This is a genomic window from Solirubrobacter deserti (assembly GCF_027587175.1).
GTDB lineage: Bacteria > Actinomycetota > Thermoleophilia > Solirubrobacterales > Solirubrobacteraceae > Solirubrobacter > Solirubrobacter deserti.
The window spans coordinates 1-16,425 of sequence record NZ_JAPCID010000003.1 but is presented as its reverse complement, the minus strand read 5'-3'; the positions used below and the strand labels follow the sequence as shown (position 1 = coordinate 16,425).

General features: G+C 72.3%; 19 protein-coding genes. 10 read left to right on the top strand and 9 right to left on the bottom strand.

Going from position 1 to position 16,425, the window contains the following annotated elements; genetic code table 11:
* The first annotated feature begins 17 nt into the window (after positions 1–17).
* From OJ962_RS02345 to OJ962_RS02330, 4 genes are read left to right on the top strand one after another with little or no spacing between them, the layout of a single operon-like run.
* On the top strand, positions 18–662 hold the full coding sequence (locus OJ962_RS02345) for a YwaF family protein (protein WP_270006156.1): 645 nt from the start codon (positions 18–20) through the stop codon (positions 660–662).
* Positions 649–1,839, top strand: a complete 1,191-nt coding sequence (locus OJ962_RS02340; RefSeq protein WP_202955526.1) for a serine hydrolase domain-containing protein — start codon at positions 649–651, stop codon at positions 1,837–1,839. The genes OJ962_RS02345 and OJ962_RS02340 overlap by 14 nt, the downstream gene beginning before the upstream one ends.
* Positions 1,839–2,549, top strand: coding sequence for a glutathione S-transferase N-terminal domain-containing protein (locus OJ962_RS02335; protein WP_202955527.1), 711 nt, complete (start codon positions 1,839–1,841; stop codon positions 2,547–2,549). Before OJ962_RS02340 ends, OJ962_RS02335 begins: the two co-directional genes overlap by 1 nt.
* Complete coding sequence (locus OJ962_RS02330; RefSeq protein WP_202955528.1) at positions 2,534–3,421, top strand: alpha/beta hydrolase; 888 nt, start codon at positions 2,534–2,536, stop codon at positions 3,419–3,421. Before OJ962_RS02335 ends, OJ962_RS02330 begins: the two co-directional genes overlap by 16 nt.
* Here OJ962_RS02330 and OJ962_RS02325 read toward each other — a convergent pair.
* Both OJ962_RS02325 and OJ962_RS02320 read right to left on the bottom strand, forming a co-directional pair.
* Positions 3,405–4,220 (bottom strand): hypothetical protein, encoded by an 816-nt coding sequence (locus OJ962_RS02325; RefSeq protein WP_202955529.1) that lies wholly within the window; start codon positions 4,218–4,220, stop codon positions 3,405–3,407. The two genes, OJ962_RS02330 and OJ962_RS02325, sit on opposite strands and share 17 nt — an antisense overlap.
* Positions 4,221–4,266: 46 nt before the next feature.
* Entirely contained in the window at positions 4,267–4,584 is a 318-nt protein-coding gene (locus OJ962_RS02320) for a nuclear transport factor 2 family protein (protein ID WP_202955530.1), read from the bottom strand.
* A gap of 108 nt (positions 4,585–4,692) precedes the next feature.
* Between OJ962_RS02320 and OJ962_RS02315 the strand changes: the two genes are divergently transcribed.
* Entirely contained in the window at positions 4,693–8,160 is a 3,468-nt protein-coding gene (locus tag OJ962_RS02315) for an amidase family protein (RefSeq protein ID WP_202955531.1), read from the top strand.
* Positions 8,161–8,211: 51 nt separating this feature from the next.
* Here the strand turns inward: OJ962_RS02315 and OJ962_RS02310 are convergent, their stop codons facing one another.
* Genes OJ962_RS02310 through OJ962_RS02295 form a run of 4 tightly spaced genes read right to left on the bottom strand, consistent with a single transcriptional unit; the run spans position 8,212 to position 11,315 of the window.
* Positions 8,212–8,856, bottom strand: a complete 645-nt coding sequence (locus tag OJ962_RS02310; protein WP_202955532.1) for a response regulator — start codon at positions 8,854–8,856, stop codon at positions 8,212–8,214.
* Entirely contained in the window at positions 8,853–9,698 is an 846-nt protein-coding gene (locus OJ962_RS02305; RefSeq protein WP_202955533.1) for a sensor histidine kinase, read from the bottom strand. Before OJ962_RS02305 ends, OJ962_RS02310 begins: the two co-directional genes overlap by 4 nt.
* Before the next feature lie 4 nt (positions 9,699–9,702).
* Positions 9,703–10,389 (bottom strand): hypothetical protein, encoded by a 687-nt coding sequence (locus tag OJ962_RS02300; protein WP_202955534.1) that lies wholly within the window; start codon positions 10,387–10,389, stop codon positions 9,703–9,705.
* Positions 10,389–11,315 (bottom strand): ABC transporter ATP-binding protein, encoded by a 927-nt coding sequence (locus tag OJ962_RS02295; RefSeq protein WP_270006155.1) that lies wholly within the window; start codon positions 11,313–11,315, stop codon positions 10,389–10,391. Before OJ962_RS02295 ends, OJ962_RS02300 begins: the two co-directional genes overlap by 1 nt.
* Positions 11,316–11,412: 97 nt before the next feature.
* On the opposite strand from OJ962_RS02295, the gene OJ962_RS02290 reads away from it, so the two are divergent.
* From OJ962_RS02290 to OJ962_RS02275, 4 genes are read left to right on the top strand one after another with little or no spacing between them, the layout of a single operon-like run.
* Positions 11,413–12,069: a DsbA family oxidoreductase gene (locus OJ962_RS02290; RefSeq protein ID WP_202955536.1), complete on the top strand. Its 657-nt coding sequence runs from the start codon at positions 11,413–11,415 to the stop codon at positions 12,067–12,069.
* Positions 12,066–13,100 (top strand): hypothetical protein, encoded by a 1,035-nt coding sequence (locus OJ962_RS02285; protein WP_202955537.1) that lies wholly within the window; start codon positions 12,066–12,068, stop codon positions 13,098–13,100. The genes OJ962_RS02290 and OJ962_RS02285 overlap by 4 nt, the downstream gene beginning before the upstream one ends.
* Complete coding sequence (locus OJ962_RS02280) at positions 13,097–13,522, top strand: cupin domain-containing protein (protein WP_202955538.1); 426 nt, start codon at positions 13,097–13,099, stop codon at positions 13,520–13,522. The genes OJ962_RS02285 and OJ962_RS02280 overlap by 4 nt, the downstream gene beginning before the upstream one ends.
* Complete coding sequence (locus OJ962_RS02275; protein ID WP_270006154.1) at positions 13,519–14,058, top strand: HhH-GDP family DNA glycosylase; 540 nt, start codon at positions 13,519–13,521, stop codon at positions 14,056–14,058. The genes OJ962_RS02280 and OJ962_RS02275 overlap by 4 nt, the downstream gene beginning before the upstream one ends.
* Here OJ962_RS02275 and OJ962_RS02270 read toward each other — a convergent pair.
* Complete coding sequence (locus OJ962_RS02270) at positions 14,013–14,690, bottom strand: calcium-binding protein (protein ID WP_202955539.1); 678 nt, start codon at positions 14,688–14,690, stop codon at positions 14,013–14,015. The two genes, OJ962_RS02275 and OJ962_RS02270, sit on opposite strands and share 46 nt — an antisense overlap.
* Positions 14,691–14,699: 9 nt before the next feature.
* Complete coding sequence (locus tag OJ962_RS02265; RefSeq protein WP_202955540.1) at positions 14,700–15,122, bottom strand: pyridoxamine 5'-phosphate oxidase family protein; 423 nt, start codon at positions 15,120–15,122, stop codon at positions 14,700–14,702.
* Positions 15,123–15,239: 117 nt separating this feature from the next.
* On the opposite strand from OJ962_RS02265, the gene OJ962_RS02260 reads away from it, so the two are divergent.
* Positions 15,240–16,097 carry a type IV toxin-antitoxin system AbiEi family antitoxin domain-containing protein gene (locus tag OJ962_RS02260; protein ID WP_202955541.1) on the top strand — a complete coding sequence of 286 codons (858 nt, stop codon included), beginning with the start codon at positions 15,240–15,242 and terminating at the stop codon, positions 16,095–16,097.
* Here OJ962_RS02260 and OJ962_RS02255 read toward each other — a convergent pair.
* The coding region (locus OJ962_RS02255) for a transglycosylase family protein (RefSeq protein WP_270006153.1) at positions 16,067–16,425 on the bottom strand (359 nt) is incomplete at its 5' end. The two genes, OJ962_RS02260 and OJ962_RS02255, sit on opposite strands and share 31 nt — an antisense overlap.

Sequence of the window (16,425 nt, the reverse complement as noted above, 5' to 3'; positions counted from 1 at the left end):
AAAGCTTGGAGCTCCCGATGCGCCAGTTCTCGGCCGAGCACCTCGTCGTCCTCGCGCTCACCGCGGCCGCGATCGTCGTCGCCGTCAAGGTGCCGCGGCCGAAGGTGCTCGCGGTCCTCATCGGCGGCGCGTTCGCGATCGAGTTCGCCGTGCGCGCGACCGACGGCAGCTGGGACTGGGGCTTCGACCTCCCGCTGCACCTCTCGGACGTCGTGTCGATCCTCGCCCCGATCGCGCTCTGGACCCGCCGCCCGCTGCTCGTCGAGGTCCTCTACTTCTGGGCGCTGACCGCGTCGCTGCAGGCCGTGATCACGCCCGACCTGCGCACGACCGTTCCCAGCGTGTTCTTCTTCACGTACTTCGTCACGCACAGCGGCGCGGTCGTCGCCGCGTTCCTGCTCGTGTTCGGCCTCGGGCAGCGGCCGAGGCCCGGCGCCGTCGCGCGCGTGTTCGCCGTCACGCTCGGGATGGCCGCGGCCGCCGGGCTCGGCAACGTGATCACGGGCGGCAACTACATGTACCTGCGCGCGAAGCCGGCCCAGGCCAGCCTGCTCGACCAGATGGGCCCGTGGCCGGTCTACATCGCCGTCGCCGCCGCCCTCGCGCTGGTCCTCTTCCTCGCGCTGGACCGGCTGGCAAGATCGACGGGTGCTGACGCCTGAGATCGACCCCGCCGACGCCGGCTTCGACGCCGCCCGCCTCGCCCGCATCGACCGCCACTTCACCCGTTACGTGGACGAGGGCAAGCTGCCCGGCTTCCTCGCGGTGATCGCGCGCGACGGGCAGGTCGTGCACACCGCCAAGGGCGGGATGGCTGACATCGAGGCGGGCCGCTCCGTCGCCGAAGACACGCTGTGGCGGATCTACTCGATGACCAAGCCGATCACGTCGGTCGCGGCGATGCTGCTGTGGGAGGAGGGCGCGTTCGAGCTCAAGGACCCGGTCGCGAAGTTCATCCCGGCGTTCGCGGACGCGCGCGTGTGGGCCGGCGGCAACCAGAACAGCCCCGTGACACGGCCCGCGGTCGAGCCGGTGCGCCTGTGGCACCTGCTCACCCACACCGCCGGGCTCACGTACGGCTTCCACTACGCGCATCCGCTCGACGGCGTCTACCGCAAGGCCGGGTACGAGTTCGGCAGCCCGGGCGACCTGGCGCAGGCCGTCGACGACTGGGCGCGGCTGCCGCTGCTGTTCGAGCCCGGCACCGAGTTCAACTACTCCGTCTCCACCGACGTCCTCGGCCGCGTCGTGGAGGTCATCTCCGGCCAGCCGCTCGACGCGTTCTTCAAGGAGCGGATCTTCGAGCCGCTGGGCATGACCGACACCGCGTTCAGCGCCACGGACCCCGACCGGCTCGCCGCGCTGTACGAGCCCGGCCTCGCCCGCAACGACCGCATGGGCCGGGCCGCGCTCCACACACCCGCGATGCTCTCCGGCGGCGGCGGGCTGATCGGCAGGGCGGCCGACTATCACCGCTTCACGAGCATGCTGGTGCGGGAAGGCGCGCCCCTGCTCGCACCGCGTACGCTCCGCTACATGGCCCGCAACCACCTGCCGGGCGGCGCTGAGCTCAAGGACGTGGCCCGTCCGACCATCTCCGAGACGCAGAACGACGGCATGGGCTTCGGCCTCGGGTTCTCGGTCGTCCTCGACCCCGCCGGGACGAAGATCGCCACGCACCCGGGCGAGCTCGCCTGGGGCGGCCTGGCCTCGACCGCGTTCTACGTCGTGCCGCAGGAGCGCCTGAGCGTGCAGTTCTTCACGCAGATGATCCCGTCCAGCGCGTACCCGCTGCGCTCGCAGCTGCGCCAGCTCGTCTACCAGGCGATGACGGACTGATGCGCGCGCGGCTCGTCGGCGTCCCCGGCTCGCACCCGGTGGTTAGCGCGGAGCTGATGCTCCGCCACAAGGGCGTCGAGTTCACCCGGCTCGACCTGCCCAACATGACGCACAAGGCGATCCTGCCGCTGCTGCGCTACCGCGGCTCGACCGTGCCGGTGCTGACGATCGACGGGCGGCGCGCGAGTGGGACGATGCGGATCGCGCGCGTGCTCGAGCGGCTCGTGCCCGAGCCGCCGATGCTCATCGACGATCACGGCGACGAGGCGTGGGCGGACTCGGTGCTCCAGGACGGTGTGCGCCAGCTCGCCCGCTACGCCGTGGGCCGCGACGACGCGGCGATGGCGGAGTTCCTGCACCGGCCGCTGCTCGGCATCCCGCCGCACCTGGTGAGGCGCGCGGTGCCGGTGCTGCAGCCGCTGGTGCGCGCGCAGATGCGGGTGAAGCCCGCGACGGTGCAGGCGTGCCTGGAGGCGCTGCCGGGCCAGCTCGACCGCGTCGACGCGCTGCTGGAGGCGGGCACGATCGGCGGCGCACGGCCGAACGTCGTCGACTTCCAGGTCGCGCCCTCGGTGCGGCTGATGCTCGCCTTCGACCAGCTGCGCGGCCACATCGACGCCCGCCCCGCGGGCGCCCACGCCCGCCGCCTGGTTCCCGATTATCCGGGCCGGTTCCGGGCAGTATTCCCGGACGCATGGCTGCCGTTCTGAGACAAGACGTCACGCTGGGCAGCGAGGTCGCGGCCTGGCTGTGGCATCCCGAGGGCGCGACCGGCGCCGTCGTGCTCGGCCACGGCCTGTCCGCCGTGCGCGACCAGCGCATCGACGCCTACGCCGAGCGCTTCGCGCAGGCCGGCCTGGCCGCGCTGTTGTTCGACTACCGGCACTTCGGCGCGAGCAGCGGGCAGCCGCGCCAGCTGCTGGACATCAAGCGCCAGCTCGAGGACTGGCGGACCGCCGTCGCGTACGCCCGCGGGCTGGACGGGATCGAGCGCGTCGGCCTGTTCGGGTCGAGCTTCGGCGGCGGGCATGCGACCGAGATCGCCGCGAGCGACCCGAACATCGGCGCCGTCGTCCTGCAGTGCGCGATGGTCGACGGCCTGCAGGCGGCGATGAAGCTCCCGCCCAAGTCGACCGCCAAGCTGGCCAAGGTCGCGCTGCAGGACGAGCTCGGCTCCCGGCTCGGCCGCAAGCCCAAGTACGTCCCGGCGGTCGGCCGCCCGGGCGAGCTGGCGATGATGACCACCGAGGACGCCGTGCCCGGGTTCGACTCGCTCACCCCCGAGGGCTCGACCTGGGTCAACGCCGTCGCCGCCCGGCTCGGCCTGTGGATCGGCACCTACCGGCCGGCCAAGCACGCTGCGTCGATCACCTGCCCGATCCTCGTCGCGCTCTGCGAGCAGGACACGCTCGTCTCCAACGAGGCGCTGGAGAAGGTCGCCGAAGCGGCTCCGCAGGGCGAGCTCGTCCGCTACCCGATCGGCCACTTCGAGATCTACAACGGCGAGTGGTTCGAGCGCGCCGTGACGCGCCAGGCCGAGTTCCTGGCGCGCCACCTGACGGGCGCTACTCCGTCACCGTGACGTAGACGCGCTTGCGCGGGTTGGCGTCCGTGCCCGCCGTCGCCGTGCCGTCGCTGTTGCGCGGGCTCACGACGAGCGCGTTCGGGGTCTTGGAGTTCGCCGGCGCACACTCGACGGCGACGGTCTGGCAGCGCGCGACGCTCACCTCGCCGCCGAACACCGGGTCGGCCTCCGGGTCCGTGGTGTCCACGTTGAGCTTGTTCTGGATGGCGATCGTGGCGCTCAGGCCCTTGCCGTTGAGCGAGGCGCCGGGGTCGATGTAGACGTTCTGGTTGGTCTGGTAGGCGTCCAGGACCGTGAAGCCGCCGGACTGCTCCTCGATCTGGCCGGCCTCGTTGATCAGCAGCCAGCGCGTCCTGAGCGCGGCGGGCTCGACGCCGTCTACGCGGTCGGCGTTCAGGCCCGTGGCGACGCCGGTGGCGTTGGTCGTGAACGGCTTCTTGCCGTCGCCGCCGCTGCCGACCGTGATCGTGCCGGCGCTCGCCGCCCCGGTCGCGTTGAACTCGAACGCGAACCCGGTGGCGAGGTTGTTCACGCGCAGGCACGGCTTGGCGCCGGCGCCGGCGGTCGAGCGGCAGCCGTAGATCGCGCCGCCGCCCGTGGTGGACTTGTTCGACTGCCGGGTCGTGTAACCCGTGCCGTTGTTGGAGACGATCTCCGTCTCCTTGGTGGCGGTGCCGTTGCGCACGCCTTCGCGGAGGGCGCCGCCGGTGGCCGCCACCCCGAGCGGCGCGATCCCGAGGACGAGGATCGTGGAGGCGAGGACGACGTGCCGCGCACGCGTGGAATGTGAACCCATGGTGAGATGACGCGGGCGGCTCCTCCGCGGATGCCCCAGTTGGCGGCTACGCGATATCCATCCGCGTGACCAGCCCGTCCTGCAGCTCATACCGGTGCACGACCTCGCGGTCGTCGAGGACGTTGCCGTCGAAGTCGCGGACCACCTGGTGCACGGTCACGGCGGTGCCGTCGAACGCGACCGGCTCGACGCTCGGGTCGATCGCCGCCCACTGGCGCGTCCAGTAGGCGCGGACAGCCTCCTTACCGTGGAGGCGGCCGCCCTCCCAGCCGTTCGGCCAGTCCACGTCGTCGTGCATGGCGGCGAGGACGGTGTCGATCTCGCGCGCGTTGAACGCGTCATAGAGCCGCTGCAGTGTTTCCATGGACCACAGAATACGCAACCGAGAGGTTGCTCAACGCCACGTGGTCGAGTCCGAATCCGACACCCGGTCCAATGTGAGGCGCCACTGCGGCCGCCACGCTCCCGAACCATGAAACTCGCTCGAGCCGCGGCACGGCTGCTCGCGGTCACGTGTGCGCTCGGCCTCGCCGCCGCTGCCCCCGCGTCCGCCGCTGAATTGGATCTTGAGTCGCTGGACGGCCCGACGGCCGTCAAGCTGATGGAGGAGGGCAAGCTCACTTCGGTGGAGCTCACCCGGGCATACATCGCCCGCATCGCCGCGCTCAACAAGCGTGGCCCCGGTTTGAACGCGGTCTCCCAGCTCAACGCGCAGGCGATCAAGGACGCCGCGCTGCTGGACAAGGAACGCAAGGAGGGCAAGCTGCGCGGTCCGGCGCACGGCCTGCCGATCCTGCTCAAGGACCTGATCGACGTGAAGGGCATGTACACGTCGGCGGGCAACTTCTCGCTGCGCAACTCCTTCCCGGCGATCGACTCGGGCGTCGCCAAGCATCTGCGCGAGCGGGGCGTGGTGATCCTGGGCAAGGTCGGCCTGTCCGAGTACGCGAACTACTTCGGCAGCCAGCCGTCGGGCTTCGCGAACCTCACGGGCCAGGTGCTCAACGCGGTCGACGCCGACCAGAACCCGTCGGGCTCCTCGTCCGGGTCGGGCTCCGCGGGCGCCGCGGCGCTGTCGACGCTGATGATCGGCACCGAGACCTCCGGCTCGATCATCTCGCCGTCGCAGGCCAACGGGCTCGTCGGCCTGCGGCCCACGGTCGGCCTGGTGCCCGGCTACGGCATCGCGCCGATCTCGGCCTCCCAGGACACGGCCGGCCCGATGGACCGCACCGTCGCCAACGCGGCGATGACGCTGCAGTCGATCGCGGGCTACGACGCCCACAACGCCGACTACTACAAGGGCATCTGGGGCCCGGGCATCAAGGACGAGGACATCATCGCGCCCGTCCCGTCCACGGTCCCGAACTACCTGTCGGCGCTGGACCCGAACTTCGTCCGCGGCAAGCGGATCGGCTACAACGGCACGCTCACCGAGGGCACGCCGCTCAAGCTCGCCTACGACGCGCTGGTCGCGGCCGGCGCGATCATGGTCGAGCGCCCGAACATCAACCCGGGCACGCTGCCCGGCGGCGTGCTGGCCTACGAGGCCAAGCGCGACATCGGCGCCTACTACCGCCATCTCGGCCCGGACGCGCCGATCAAGTCCGTCGAGCAGGAGATGGCCGACAACGAGGCCAACGCCCACGAGGCGCTGAAGTTCGGCAACGGCACGCACGCGAGCGCGTTCGCGATCGACATCACGCCGGACTCGGCCGCGTCGGTCGCCTACCGCAACGACCTGCTGCGCGGCAAGCAGCTCAGCCAGTCCGGCATCAACCGGATGATGGCCAACGACACGCCGGACGACACGAGCGACGACTTCATCGCGATCCTCGGCAGCGTCTCCAACGGCGCGCGCGCCGGCTACCCGCAGCTGACGATCCCGATGGGCTACAGCGAGACGGCGCGCCGCGCGAACTCGATCTCGATCCACGCCAACGCGTACAAGGAGCGGGACCTGCTGGGCGTCGCGTACGTGATCGAGCAGGCGACCAAGCTGCGCAAGCCCGTCTCGCAGGTGAACCCGTCGATGTACCGCTGCGCGGACACGACGCCCAAGCCGGCGTTCGCCGAGCGCGGCGCCTGCAACCCGGACTACCAGGACGCGCTCGAGCTCGCCGGTGGCACCGAGACGATCCTCCCGTTCTCGCTGGAGACCGAGTCCGCCGCGGCGCTGCGTGAGCGGCTCGCCTCGGGCACGCTGACGAGCGAGACGCTGACGAAGGCGTACCTGACGCGCATCGCGCTGGTCAACGCCGAAGGGCCGTCGCTCCAGGCGGTGCGCTCGCTCAACGCCGGCGCGGTGGCCGAGGCCAAGGCGCTGGACGCCGAGCGCGCGGCGGGCTCCGTGCGCGGTCCGCTGCACGGGCTCCCGGTGCTGCTCGACGACACCATCGACGCGCAGGGCCTGCCCACCACGGGCGGCTCGATCGCGCTCCAGAACCACAAGCCGGAGGCCGACGCCGCGCTGGTGGCCAAGCTCAAGTCGGCGGGCGCGATCGTGCTCGGCAAGACCAACGTCACCGAGCTCGGCGGCCAGTTCGACGCCAATATGCCGGAGGGCTACTCGTCGCTCGGCGGCCAGGTGCTGCTGCCGTCGGACACCGACAAGACGGTCGCCGGCTCCTCCGGCGGGTCCGCCGCGGCCACGGCCGCCGGCCTCGCGGCGCTGACGATCGGCACCGAGACCTCGACCGACACGGCGCAGCTGATCGCGCCGGCGGGCGTGGCGGGCGTCGTCGGCCTCAAGCCGAGCGTCGGCGCCGTGGACATGGCGGGCGTGATGCCGATCGCCCGCACCCAGGACGCCGCGGGCCCGCTCACCCGCACCGTCGCCGACGCGGCGACCGCGTTCGAGGTGCTCTCGGGCAAGGCGGTGGCGCTGTCGCCGTCGGCCGCGGGCACGCGCGTGGCCGTGGTCAACTCGACGACGGCTCCGTACCCGGCGGCGATCACCGCGTTGCAGGGTGTGGGCGCGACCACGACGGTCAAGCCCGTCGCGACCCCGACCGCGGTCCCGAGCATCACCTCGCGCACGGTCGAGACCGAGCTCAACTCCTACCTCGGCGGCAAGAGCACGCTGCGCGCGATCACCGAGTACAACGCGGCCAACCCGGTCGAGGGCCTCAAGTACCAGCAGCGTGAGCTGACGGCGGCGCTGTCGCCGGACCGCTCGGCGCTGGAGGCGGACACCGCGGCCGGCATCGCGGCCGCCACGGCGGTCCTCGACGCGGCCCTGACGGACGCGGACGTGGTGATGGTCCCGTCCGGCCACGCGCTGGTGGCCTCCGCCGACCGCGCGGGCTACCCGGTGCTCACCGTCCCGGCCGGCTTCGGCACGGGCAGCGCGGGCCGCAACCCGATCGGCGTCACGTTCGTCGCGGCCAAGAACGCCGAGGCGAAGCTGCTCAACGCGGGCTACGCGTTCGAGCAGGCCACGAAGGTGCGGCAGGCGCCGTCCTTCACGAACCCGAGCATGTTCCGCTGCGTCCCGGGCTCGGCGTTCTACTCGCCGCACCACTGCCACCCGGGCGACCTCGAGTCCCCCACGGCGGCCGGTCCGAACGAGACCGCGGTGGCGGGCGACGTGGGCGGCACCGTCCCGGCGACGCTCTCGCTCGCGCTGGGCACGCCGGCGCCGTTGGACCCGTTCGTCCCGGGCGTGGAGAAGGAGTACACGACGACCGCCAAGGCCACGGTGATCTCCACCGCGGGTGACGCGACGCTGAGCGTCTCCGACCCCGGCCACATGACCAACGGGGCGTTCTCGCTCCCGCAGCCGCTGCGGGTCGAGCTCTCCAAGGCGACCTGGGCCGGCCCCGTCTCCAACGACCTGGTCGACGTGACGTTCAAGCAGACGATCGGGCGGACCGACGCGCTGCGCACCGGCACCTACTCCAAGACGCTGGTGTTCACGCTGTCGACGACGACGCCGTAGCGGGTTTGGCAGGGGGGTGAGAGGGCGGCTGGCGGGTGACGTTGAGGGGCGTCACCCGCCGCGACCGCGTTCGATCACGCCGTGCTCGTAGGCGTAGATGACGGCCTGCACGCGGTCGCGCAGGCCGAGCTTGCCGAGCAGGTTGGAGACGTGGCGCTTGGCCGTCGGCTCCGCCACCACCAACGCGGCGGCGATCTCCTGGTTGGAGAGCCCGCCGGCGATCAGCTGCAGCACCTCGCGCTCGCGGTCGGTGAGGGCGTCGAGCGCGGTGCTCGGGGTCGTCTGGGGGAGCCGGTGCGCGACGCGGTCGAGCAGCTGGCGCGTGACCTTGGGGCCGAGCACGGCGTCGCCGTTCGCGACCGCCTTCACCGCCGCCACCAGCTCCTGGCGCGGGACGTCCTTGGTCAGGAAGCCGGACGCGCCCGCCCGCAGCGCTTCGACGATGTACTCGTCGAGGCCGAACGTGGTGAGGACGAGGACCTTGTGGCGCAGACGACGGGTCGCCTCGATGCCGTCCAGGGCCGGCATGCGGATGTCCATCAGGATCACGTCGGGGTCGTGGCGGGTGGCAAGCTCGACGGCCTGCGCGCCGTCGTCGGCCTCCGCCACGACCGCGATCTGGCCCGTGGCCTCGAGCACGGTCTTGAAGCCGGTGCGCATCAGCGGCTGGTCGTCGGCGATCAGGACGCGGATCATGCGTAGGGGATGTCCGCCCGGACCGTGTGGCCGTCGCCGCCGGAGTCGACGATCATCGACCCGCCGAAGGCGCTGACCCGCTCGCTGATGCCGATCAGCCCGTGGCCGTTGTTCATGCCGAGCGACCGGCCGCCCTCGTCGGCGATCGTCAGCCGGAGCCGGTCGGCCCCGTAGCGGATGGTCACGGTCGCGGGCGCGCCGTGGGCGTGGCGGATGACGTTCGTCACGGCCTCCTGCACGATCCGGTAGGCCGACGCGTCCAGACCCTGCGGGAGCGTCCTCGGCTCGCCCTCCACGGTCAGCGTGATGGGCACGCCCGCGGCGCGCGCGCCGTCGATCACCTCGTCGAGCTGGGCAAGGCCCTTGCGCTCCGGGTCCTCGTTGCGGAGGACCCGGCTGAGCTCGGCCATCGTCCGGCGCCCCTGGGCGGCGATCGCGTCCGCGCGCTCGTCGCCGGTCACCGCGGCGAGCGCCTCCGCCTGCACGACCATCAGCGTCACGTCGTGGCCGACGGCGTCGTGCAGCTCGCGCGCGATCCGCAGGCGCTCCTCGGCGGCGGCGTTCTTCGTGAGCAGCTCCCGCCGCACCGTGACGAAGCGCGCGCTACCGATGACGGCGGCGCCGAGCACGGCGATCGACGCCGGCTCGGCCCAGTGGTCGAAGTCGGCGAACCGGGCGGCGACCAGCACGGCGGCCGCCGCGGTGGCCGGCTTGAGGCCCTTGTCGGCCGCGATCCAGTACAGCGGAACGAGCGCGAGCAGCGCGATGAACGGCAGCGCCAGGCTCACCGCGACGATCGCGGCGAACAGCCAGATGGCCTTCCAGCGCAGCACGAGCCACATCAGGTCAGATCTCCTGCGTCCGTGTCCTCCACAGGCCGGCGCCGAGCGCGACGGCGGCCCAGGCGACGATGATCCCGATCGCGCCCGCGAGAGGCAACGTCGCGACGAGGCCGTCGGCGTTGTCGAGGCGGGAGATCGCCACGGCGGGGATGGCGAAGCGGCCGTCGCCGAGCACGTCGAGCTGCGCCAGCAGCGGCGCGACGCCGAGCTGGAACGCGAGCACGAAGCCCATCACCTGGCCCGAGCGGCCGGTGAGCGCGGCGAGGCCGACGCAGACCGCGGCGGTGAGGGCGCCGCTGACGAGCACGGTGACCAGGCCGCGCAGGACGTCGGCCAGCGGCGGGGTGGAGAGGACCGCGGCGGCGGCGAGCGCGACCGTGAGGATGGAGAGCGTGAGCGCCCACGCCGCGGGCACGCGCGCGAAGAACAGCGCGGCGCGGCTGCGGCCCGTAGCGACCAGGTCGCGGAAGACGCCGGACTCGATGTCGGCCCCGCCGGCGGTCGCGCCGATGATCGCTCCCGCCACGGCAGCGAGCAGCGTGAGGATGCCGACCGCGCTGTCGAACGTCGCGTCCTCGCCGCCGACGGCGTAATACACGGCGACTGCGCCGAGCACGAGGCCGGCGGTCACGGCGACCATGCCGCGGCGGCGGCGCAGCTTGAGGATGTCGGCCTCGATCAGGCGCAGCATCACGCGTGCTCCAGCCGGGTCGTCATGGACAGGAACTGGTCCTCGAGGCTGCGCCGGACCGGGTTCACGCGCTCGACCGCGATGCCCTCAGCGAGCAGGCGGGTGAGCAGCGCGGTGACGATGTCGGCGTCGCGCGGCGCGTCGGGCGCGAGCGTGGCGCGGATGCCGCCGTCGTGCTCGACGGCGCGCCGGACCAGCGGCGTGGCGGCGAGCACGTGCGCGGCCTTGACGGCGGGGGCGGCGACGATGTCGATCGTGCGTTCGTCGCCGCGTTCGGTGAGCTGCGCGATCGTGCCCTGGGCGACGACGCGGCCGTTGTCGACGATCGCGGCGCTGTCGCACGTCTTCTCGACCTCGTCGAGCAGGTGCGAGGACAGCAGCACGGTGCGGCCCTCCTCCACCAGCGAGCGGACGAGCCGGCGGAACTCGAGGATGCCCGCGGGGTCGAGGCCGTTGACGGGCTCGTCGAGGATCAGCAGCTCGGGGTCGCACAGCAGGCAGCGGGCGATGCCCAGCCGCTGGCACATGCCGAGGGAGTAGCCCTTGACGGCGTCGTCGGCGCGGGCGGCGAGTCCGACGCGTTCCAGCGCGGCGGGGATGCGGGCGGCGGCGTGGGCGTCGCGGGCGGCGGCGTGCACGAGCAGGTTCTCCCGGCCGGTCAGGTGCGGGTGAAAGCGCGGCTCCTCGACGATCGCGCCGACGCGGGCGAGCGCCAGGCGCGGCTCGGTGCCGAGCAGGCGCATCGTGCCCGAGGTCGGTTGCGCGAGCCCGAGCAGCAACCGGACGAGCGTCGTCTTGCCGGCGCCGTTGCGACCGAGGAAGCCGAACGCGGTCCCGCGCGGCACCTCCAGGTCGATCGACTCCAGGGCGGTCCGGGCGCCGAAGCGCTTGCCGAGGCCGTGGGTCTCGATGGCGAGCGAGGTCATGCCCCGATCTTCGGTCGGCGGCGGGCGCGTGTCGTCGACCGCACGGTCCATTTGCGCGCCCCATCTACTCCGATCGGATCACCCCTATTCTGAGGCCATGCCGCTTACGGTGGAAATCTGGTCCGACGTCGTGTGCCCGTGGTGCTACCTCGGCAAGCGGCGCTTCGAGGCGGCCCTCGAGCGCTTCGAGCACCGCGACGAGGTGACGGTGCTGTGGCGCTCCTTCGAGCTGGACCCGGAGGCCGCGCGCGACGTTCCCGGCACGGCCGTCGAGCGGCTGGCCGGCAAGTTCTCGATGACCCTCGAGCGCGCGCAGCAGCTCCACCACGAGATGGAGGAACGGGCCGCCGCGGACGGCCTCGAGTACCACATGGATCAGACCAAGGGCGGCAACTCGTTCGACGCCCACCGGATGATCCACCTGGCCGCGACCTACGGGCACCAGACGGACGCCCAGGAGCGGTTCTTCCGCGCGTACTTCACCGAGGGTGAGTCGCTCGGCGTGTGGGACACGCTGGTGCGCCTGATGCAGGAGATCGGCGTGGACGGCGAGGAGGCGCGCGAGGCACTGCGGCTGGACCGCTTCGCCGAGGACGTGCGCGAGGACGAGGCGCTGGCGCAGCAGCTCGGCATCCAGGGCGTGCCGTTCTTCGTCTTCGAGCGCCGTTACGGGCTCTCGGGCGCGCAGCCGGTCGAAACCATGCTGACCGCGCTCGAACGGGCGTGGGAAGAGGCGGTTAACCTCCAAGCGTGATCCTCGCGACCGCCGCACTTCTCGCCTCCTGGGCGCAGGTCGCCCCGAGCGAGCAGGCGGCGCTGGCGCGCACGCCGGACACGCGGGTGCACATCGCGTGGGCCGACAACGGGCAGCTCTTCTACACCGACCCGGCCGAGCACGCGACCGTTCCCGTCGCGGCGCTGCCGGGCGACGTCCGGCCGGCGCTGCTGGCGGGGCCAGACGGGCTGCGCGTGTTCGCCGCGGGGGTGAGCGGGTTCTCCGTCGACGGCTTGTCGTGGCAGCTGGCGTCAAACCCGACGACGGGTGAGGTGAGCGCCGCCGGGGCGGTGCTCGCGTGGGAGCAGGACGGGCGTGTGCGCGTCGGCGCGTACGACTTCGGGCCGGGCTCGACGCCCGCGGTGGCGCCGGGCGCGGTGGCGTGGTCGGTGACGGGCGGCGTGCGTGTGCAGGCGATCGCGCCGGACGGCGCGCCGGTGGGCGAGGCCGCGACGGTGCCGGAGGCGTCCGGGCGCCCTTCCGTGGTCATGAGCGCAGGCGAGACGATCGTGGCGGCCGGGGACGTGGTGTGGCGCGTGGGTTCGCCGTCGACCCTGGAGCTGCCGGACGCGTCCGTGTCGACGCTGGGCGTGGACGCGCGGGGGCGGGTGTGGGCGGCATGGAGCGACGGCGCGCGCGTGTGGGCGGCGCGGTCCAACGCTGCGGTGTCGGAGTTCGGCGCGCCGGTGGCCCTGGGCGCGCTGCCGGTCTCCTCGCTGGCCGTGAATGCGACGAACACCGCGGCGCACGTCCTCGCGGGCGCGAACGGCGTCTCCTACCTGCGCCGCACGCTGCCCGGACTGACGTTGGACGAGCGGCACCGGCGCGAGATCTTCACCTTCTCGGTGACCGACGCCGGGGACCCGGTGCGCGGCGCGGTGGTGAAGGTGGGCGGGCGGTCCGGCAAGACGGACCGCAACGGGCGCGTGACGCTGCGCGTCTCGAACCGCAAGCTGCGCCCGACGGCGACCAAGCAGGGCTACGAGAAGGCGAGGCTGACGCTCAAGTGAGCTATTCCGTGCTGGGTGCGGGCGAGGCGTTCTGGCGGCCGTCGAATCAGATGAAGGTCTTGAACACCGACCTCGCCAAGCAGCTGGGGGTGTCGGAGTTCGGCGCGCGGCTGTGGCGGCTGCGGCCGGGGCAGGCGTCCACGAAGCACCGGCACCGGCTGACGGCCGAGCTCTACGTGGTGCTGGAGGGCGAGGGGCGCATGCGGATCGACGAGGACTCGCTCGTCCTGCCGCGCTTGTCGGCCGTGTTCGTCTCGCCCGATAGCGTTCGCCAGATCTTCAACGACGGCGAGGAGGATGCGCTGTGGCTGGTCTTCGGGGCGCCGAACGAGGCGGCGAACACGCTGGAGATGGACGAGGAGACGATCGCGTTCCTGTATCCGGACGGGCCGAAGGCGCTGCCGCCGGAACTGAGCTCGTGATCGCCGAGCGGCTGCACTTCACGGGCGTCGAGGAGGCCGACCGGTTCCTCGTGGAGGACCCGTTCGCGTTGCTCGTGGGGTTCGCGCTCGATCAGCGCGTGCCGGTGCCCAAGGCGTTCATGGGGCCGTGGGTGCTGCGCGAGCGGCTCGGGTCGCTGGAGCCTTCCGTGGTGGCGGCGGCCGACCTGGAGCCGGTGTTCCGGCAGGTGCCGGCGATCCATCGCTTCCCCGCGATGATGGCGCGGCAGGTGCACGCGTTGGCCGTGCACGTCGTGGAGGTCTACGAGGGGGACGCCGCGCGGGTGTGGACGACGGCGTCGACGTCGGATGAGCTGCGGGCGAACATCGACGGGCTGCCCGGGTTCGGTGCCATGAAGGTCAAGGCGTTGGGGTCGGTGTTGTTCAAGCGGTTCGGGGTCGCGCTGGCGGAGCCGCTGGTGCCGTGGCACCCGACGTTGGGCGACGTGGACTCGGCCGAGGCGCTGGCCGGTTACCAGGCGGCCAAGAAGGCCAACAAGGCCGTGTGGGAGTCCTGACGGGCGAGCTTGGCGAACGCGTTCTCGCCCGGCTTCTTGCAGTCGCCGTTGGGGTGTGAGCCGAACGCGCAGAAGTGCCGGACGCGTTCGCAGTTGCGCACGCGGTAGGCCTTGCTCTGCCAGCGGGTCTGCGCGAAGTCCTTGTTGCCGGGCCCGCAGTCGATCAGCCCGTGGCCGTAGTAGGCGATGATCCGGTCGTTCCCGGCGCCGCCGTACATGTTGTTCTTGCCGTGGCTGGGATAGATGAAGTCGTTGTCGTCCCCGCCGCGCATGACGTCGGTCTGGTTGCTCGGGTTGTCCTTCTCCCAGTCGCCCCACAGGACGTCGCGGCCGGCGAGGCCCCAGAGCGTGTCGTCCCCGTGGTGGCCGAGCAGCTCGTCGTTGTCCTCGGTACCGCGGCGCTGGTGGTCGCCGCTGTCGAGCACCTTCCACAGGATGCCGGTGATCTTCGGCCAGCCCTTGTGGGACACGTTGCCCGTGCCCGGCCCGCCCGGCGTCTGGCGCCCGTTGCCCTCGCCGCACTGCTCGCCCTGCTTGCGCGGGCCGCAGCGGTCCTCCTCGTCCTGCGCGAGCGCGGCGGCGGGGGCGGCGAGGAGGAGGGCGATGGTGGCGACGGCGGTGACGAGCCTCATTGGACGACATTACCCGCTCGCGCGCCACGCGAGGATCCGGATTGGTGTGAAGACGATCAGCGGTCCGGGCGGCGGCTGGGTGCGATACACGGGATACCGGTCTTGCAGTGCGTGCAGTGCCGCCTCGCGGACGGGCGTGATCGTCGCGGTCGCGAGGATCTGGACCCAGGCGAGGCGGGTCCAGTCGTCGTCGTAGCGGTCGACGGTGAGGGTGGCGCGGGGGTCGCGTTGCAGGCGCGCGAGGCGCGCGGGCGCGCGGGTGCGTTTGGGCTTGGCGTCGTCGATGGCGCTGACGAGCGTGTTCTCGAGCCGCGCGAACGTGATCGGCTGCACGCGCGGATGCCCGCTCTCGTCGAGCAGCCCCAGGTGCGCGACGGGCTGCTCGTCGAGCAGCGCGCTCGCCCACGCCGGCAGGTCGGAGAGTTGGTGCACCGTTGGCACAAAGTTGCCACAGACGCGTCTTGTTCCGCGCGTGCTCGGTGCGCGACCCTCCCGGACATGCACAAGCCTCGCGCCGATCGGTCACTTGACCACCGCATAGGTGGTCAAGTGACCGATGACCCCGTTCAGGCGCTTGCGAAGTTCGCCGCGGGACAATGGGGCGTCGTCTCGCGCGGCGAACTCGAGGCGCTCGGGTTGAGCGCCAGACAGGTCGACCGCATGGTGGCGCGGGGGCACCTGCACCCCCTTCACCGGGGGGTCTACGCCGTGGGCCATCGCAACGTCACCACGGAAGGCCGCTTCCTCGCGGCCGTGAAGGCGTGCGGCGACCAATCCGTGCTCAGCCACTACGCGGCCGCGTGCCACCACGGGTGGCTGCGCTACGACGGCCGACCGATCGACGTCACGAGCCTCGGCCGGCGACGGCGACCGGGCATCAAGACGCACGTGACGGAGCACCTGGAGCGCGAGATCGTCCGCCAGATCCCGGTCACGCCGCGCCTGCGCACCATCACCGACCTCGCCCGCACCGCAGACGAGCGCACGGTCAAACGCGCGCTGCGCACCGCCCGCTTCTCGGAGGCCGAGCTCGCGCAACTGCCGTCACGCATCACCGGGCTCCGTGCGGTGCCGACCGCCAGCGGCAGCGAGGACTTCGTGTTCGACCTCGTCGTCGCCGCCGGGTTCGCCGAGCCGCTCGTCAACGCGCCGTACCCGAACTCCAGCTACGTCCCCGACCTGTGGTGGCCCGAGCAGCGCCTGATCGTCGAGGTCGACAGCCGCGAGTGGCACTCGGATCCGCTCGCGCAGCGCGACGATCTGGACCGCCAGGCGTGGCTGGAAGCGAAGGGCGAGCGCGTGCTGCGCACCACCCGGCCGCAGGTGCGCCGGGACCCGCACAACTTCTTCGCGCGGCTGAGAGCGGCGGGCGCGCCCTACACGAGATCGGCGCAGACCCAGTTATGACGTCCCGCGCCGCCCGCCCACAGCCGTGCCGCGAGCCGGTCCTGCTCGGCCTTGGACGCCTGGTAGGCGTGCGGGGTCGAGCCGCCGAGGCCGCGCCAGGTGTCCGGCATGAACTGGTAGTAGCCCGAAGCGCCCGCGTGGTTGGGCGGGAGGTTCTCGCCGCCGGACTCGCACTGGACGATCGCCCACGGGATGGCCCACGGTCCGCCGGGGCCGGACGAGGTCCGCGCGGCGCGGGCGCGGGCGGCGAGCAGGCGCGAGAGCTCGCGCTCGGCCCGGCGGCGGCCGGAGCGGGTGCGGTCGAGCGCGGCGAGCCGGGCGGCGCGGG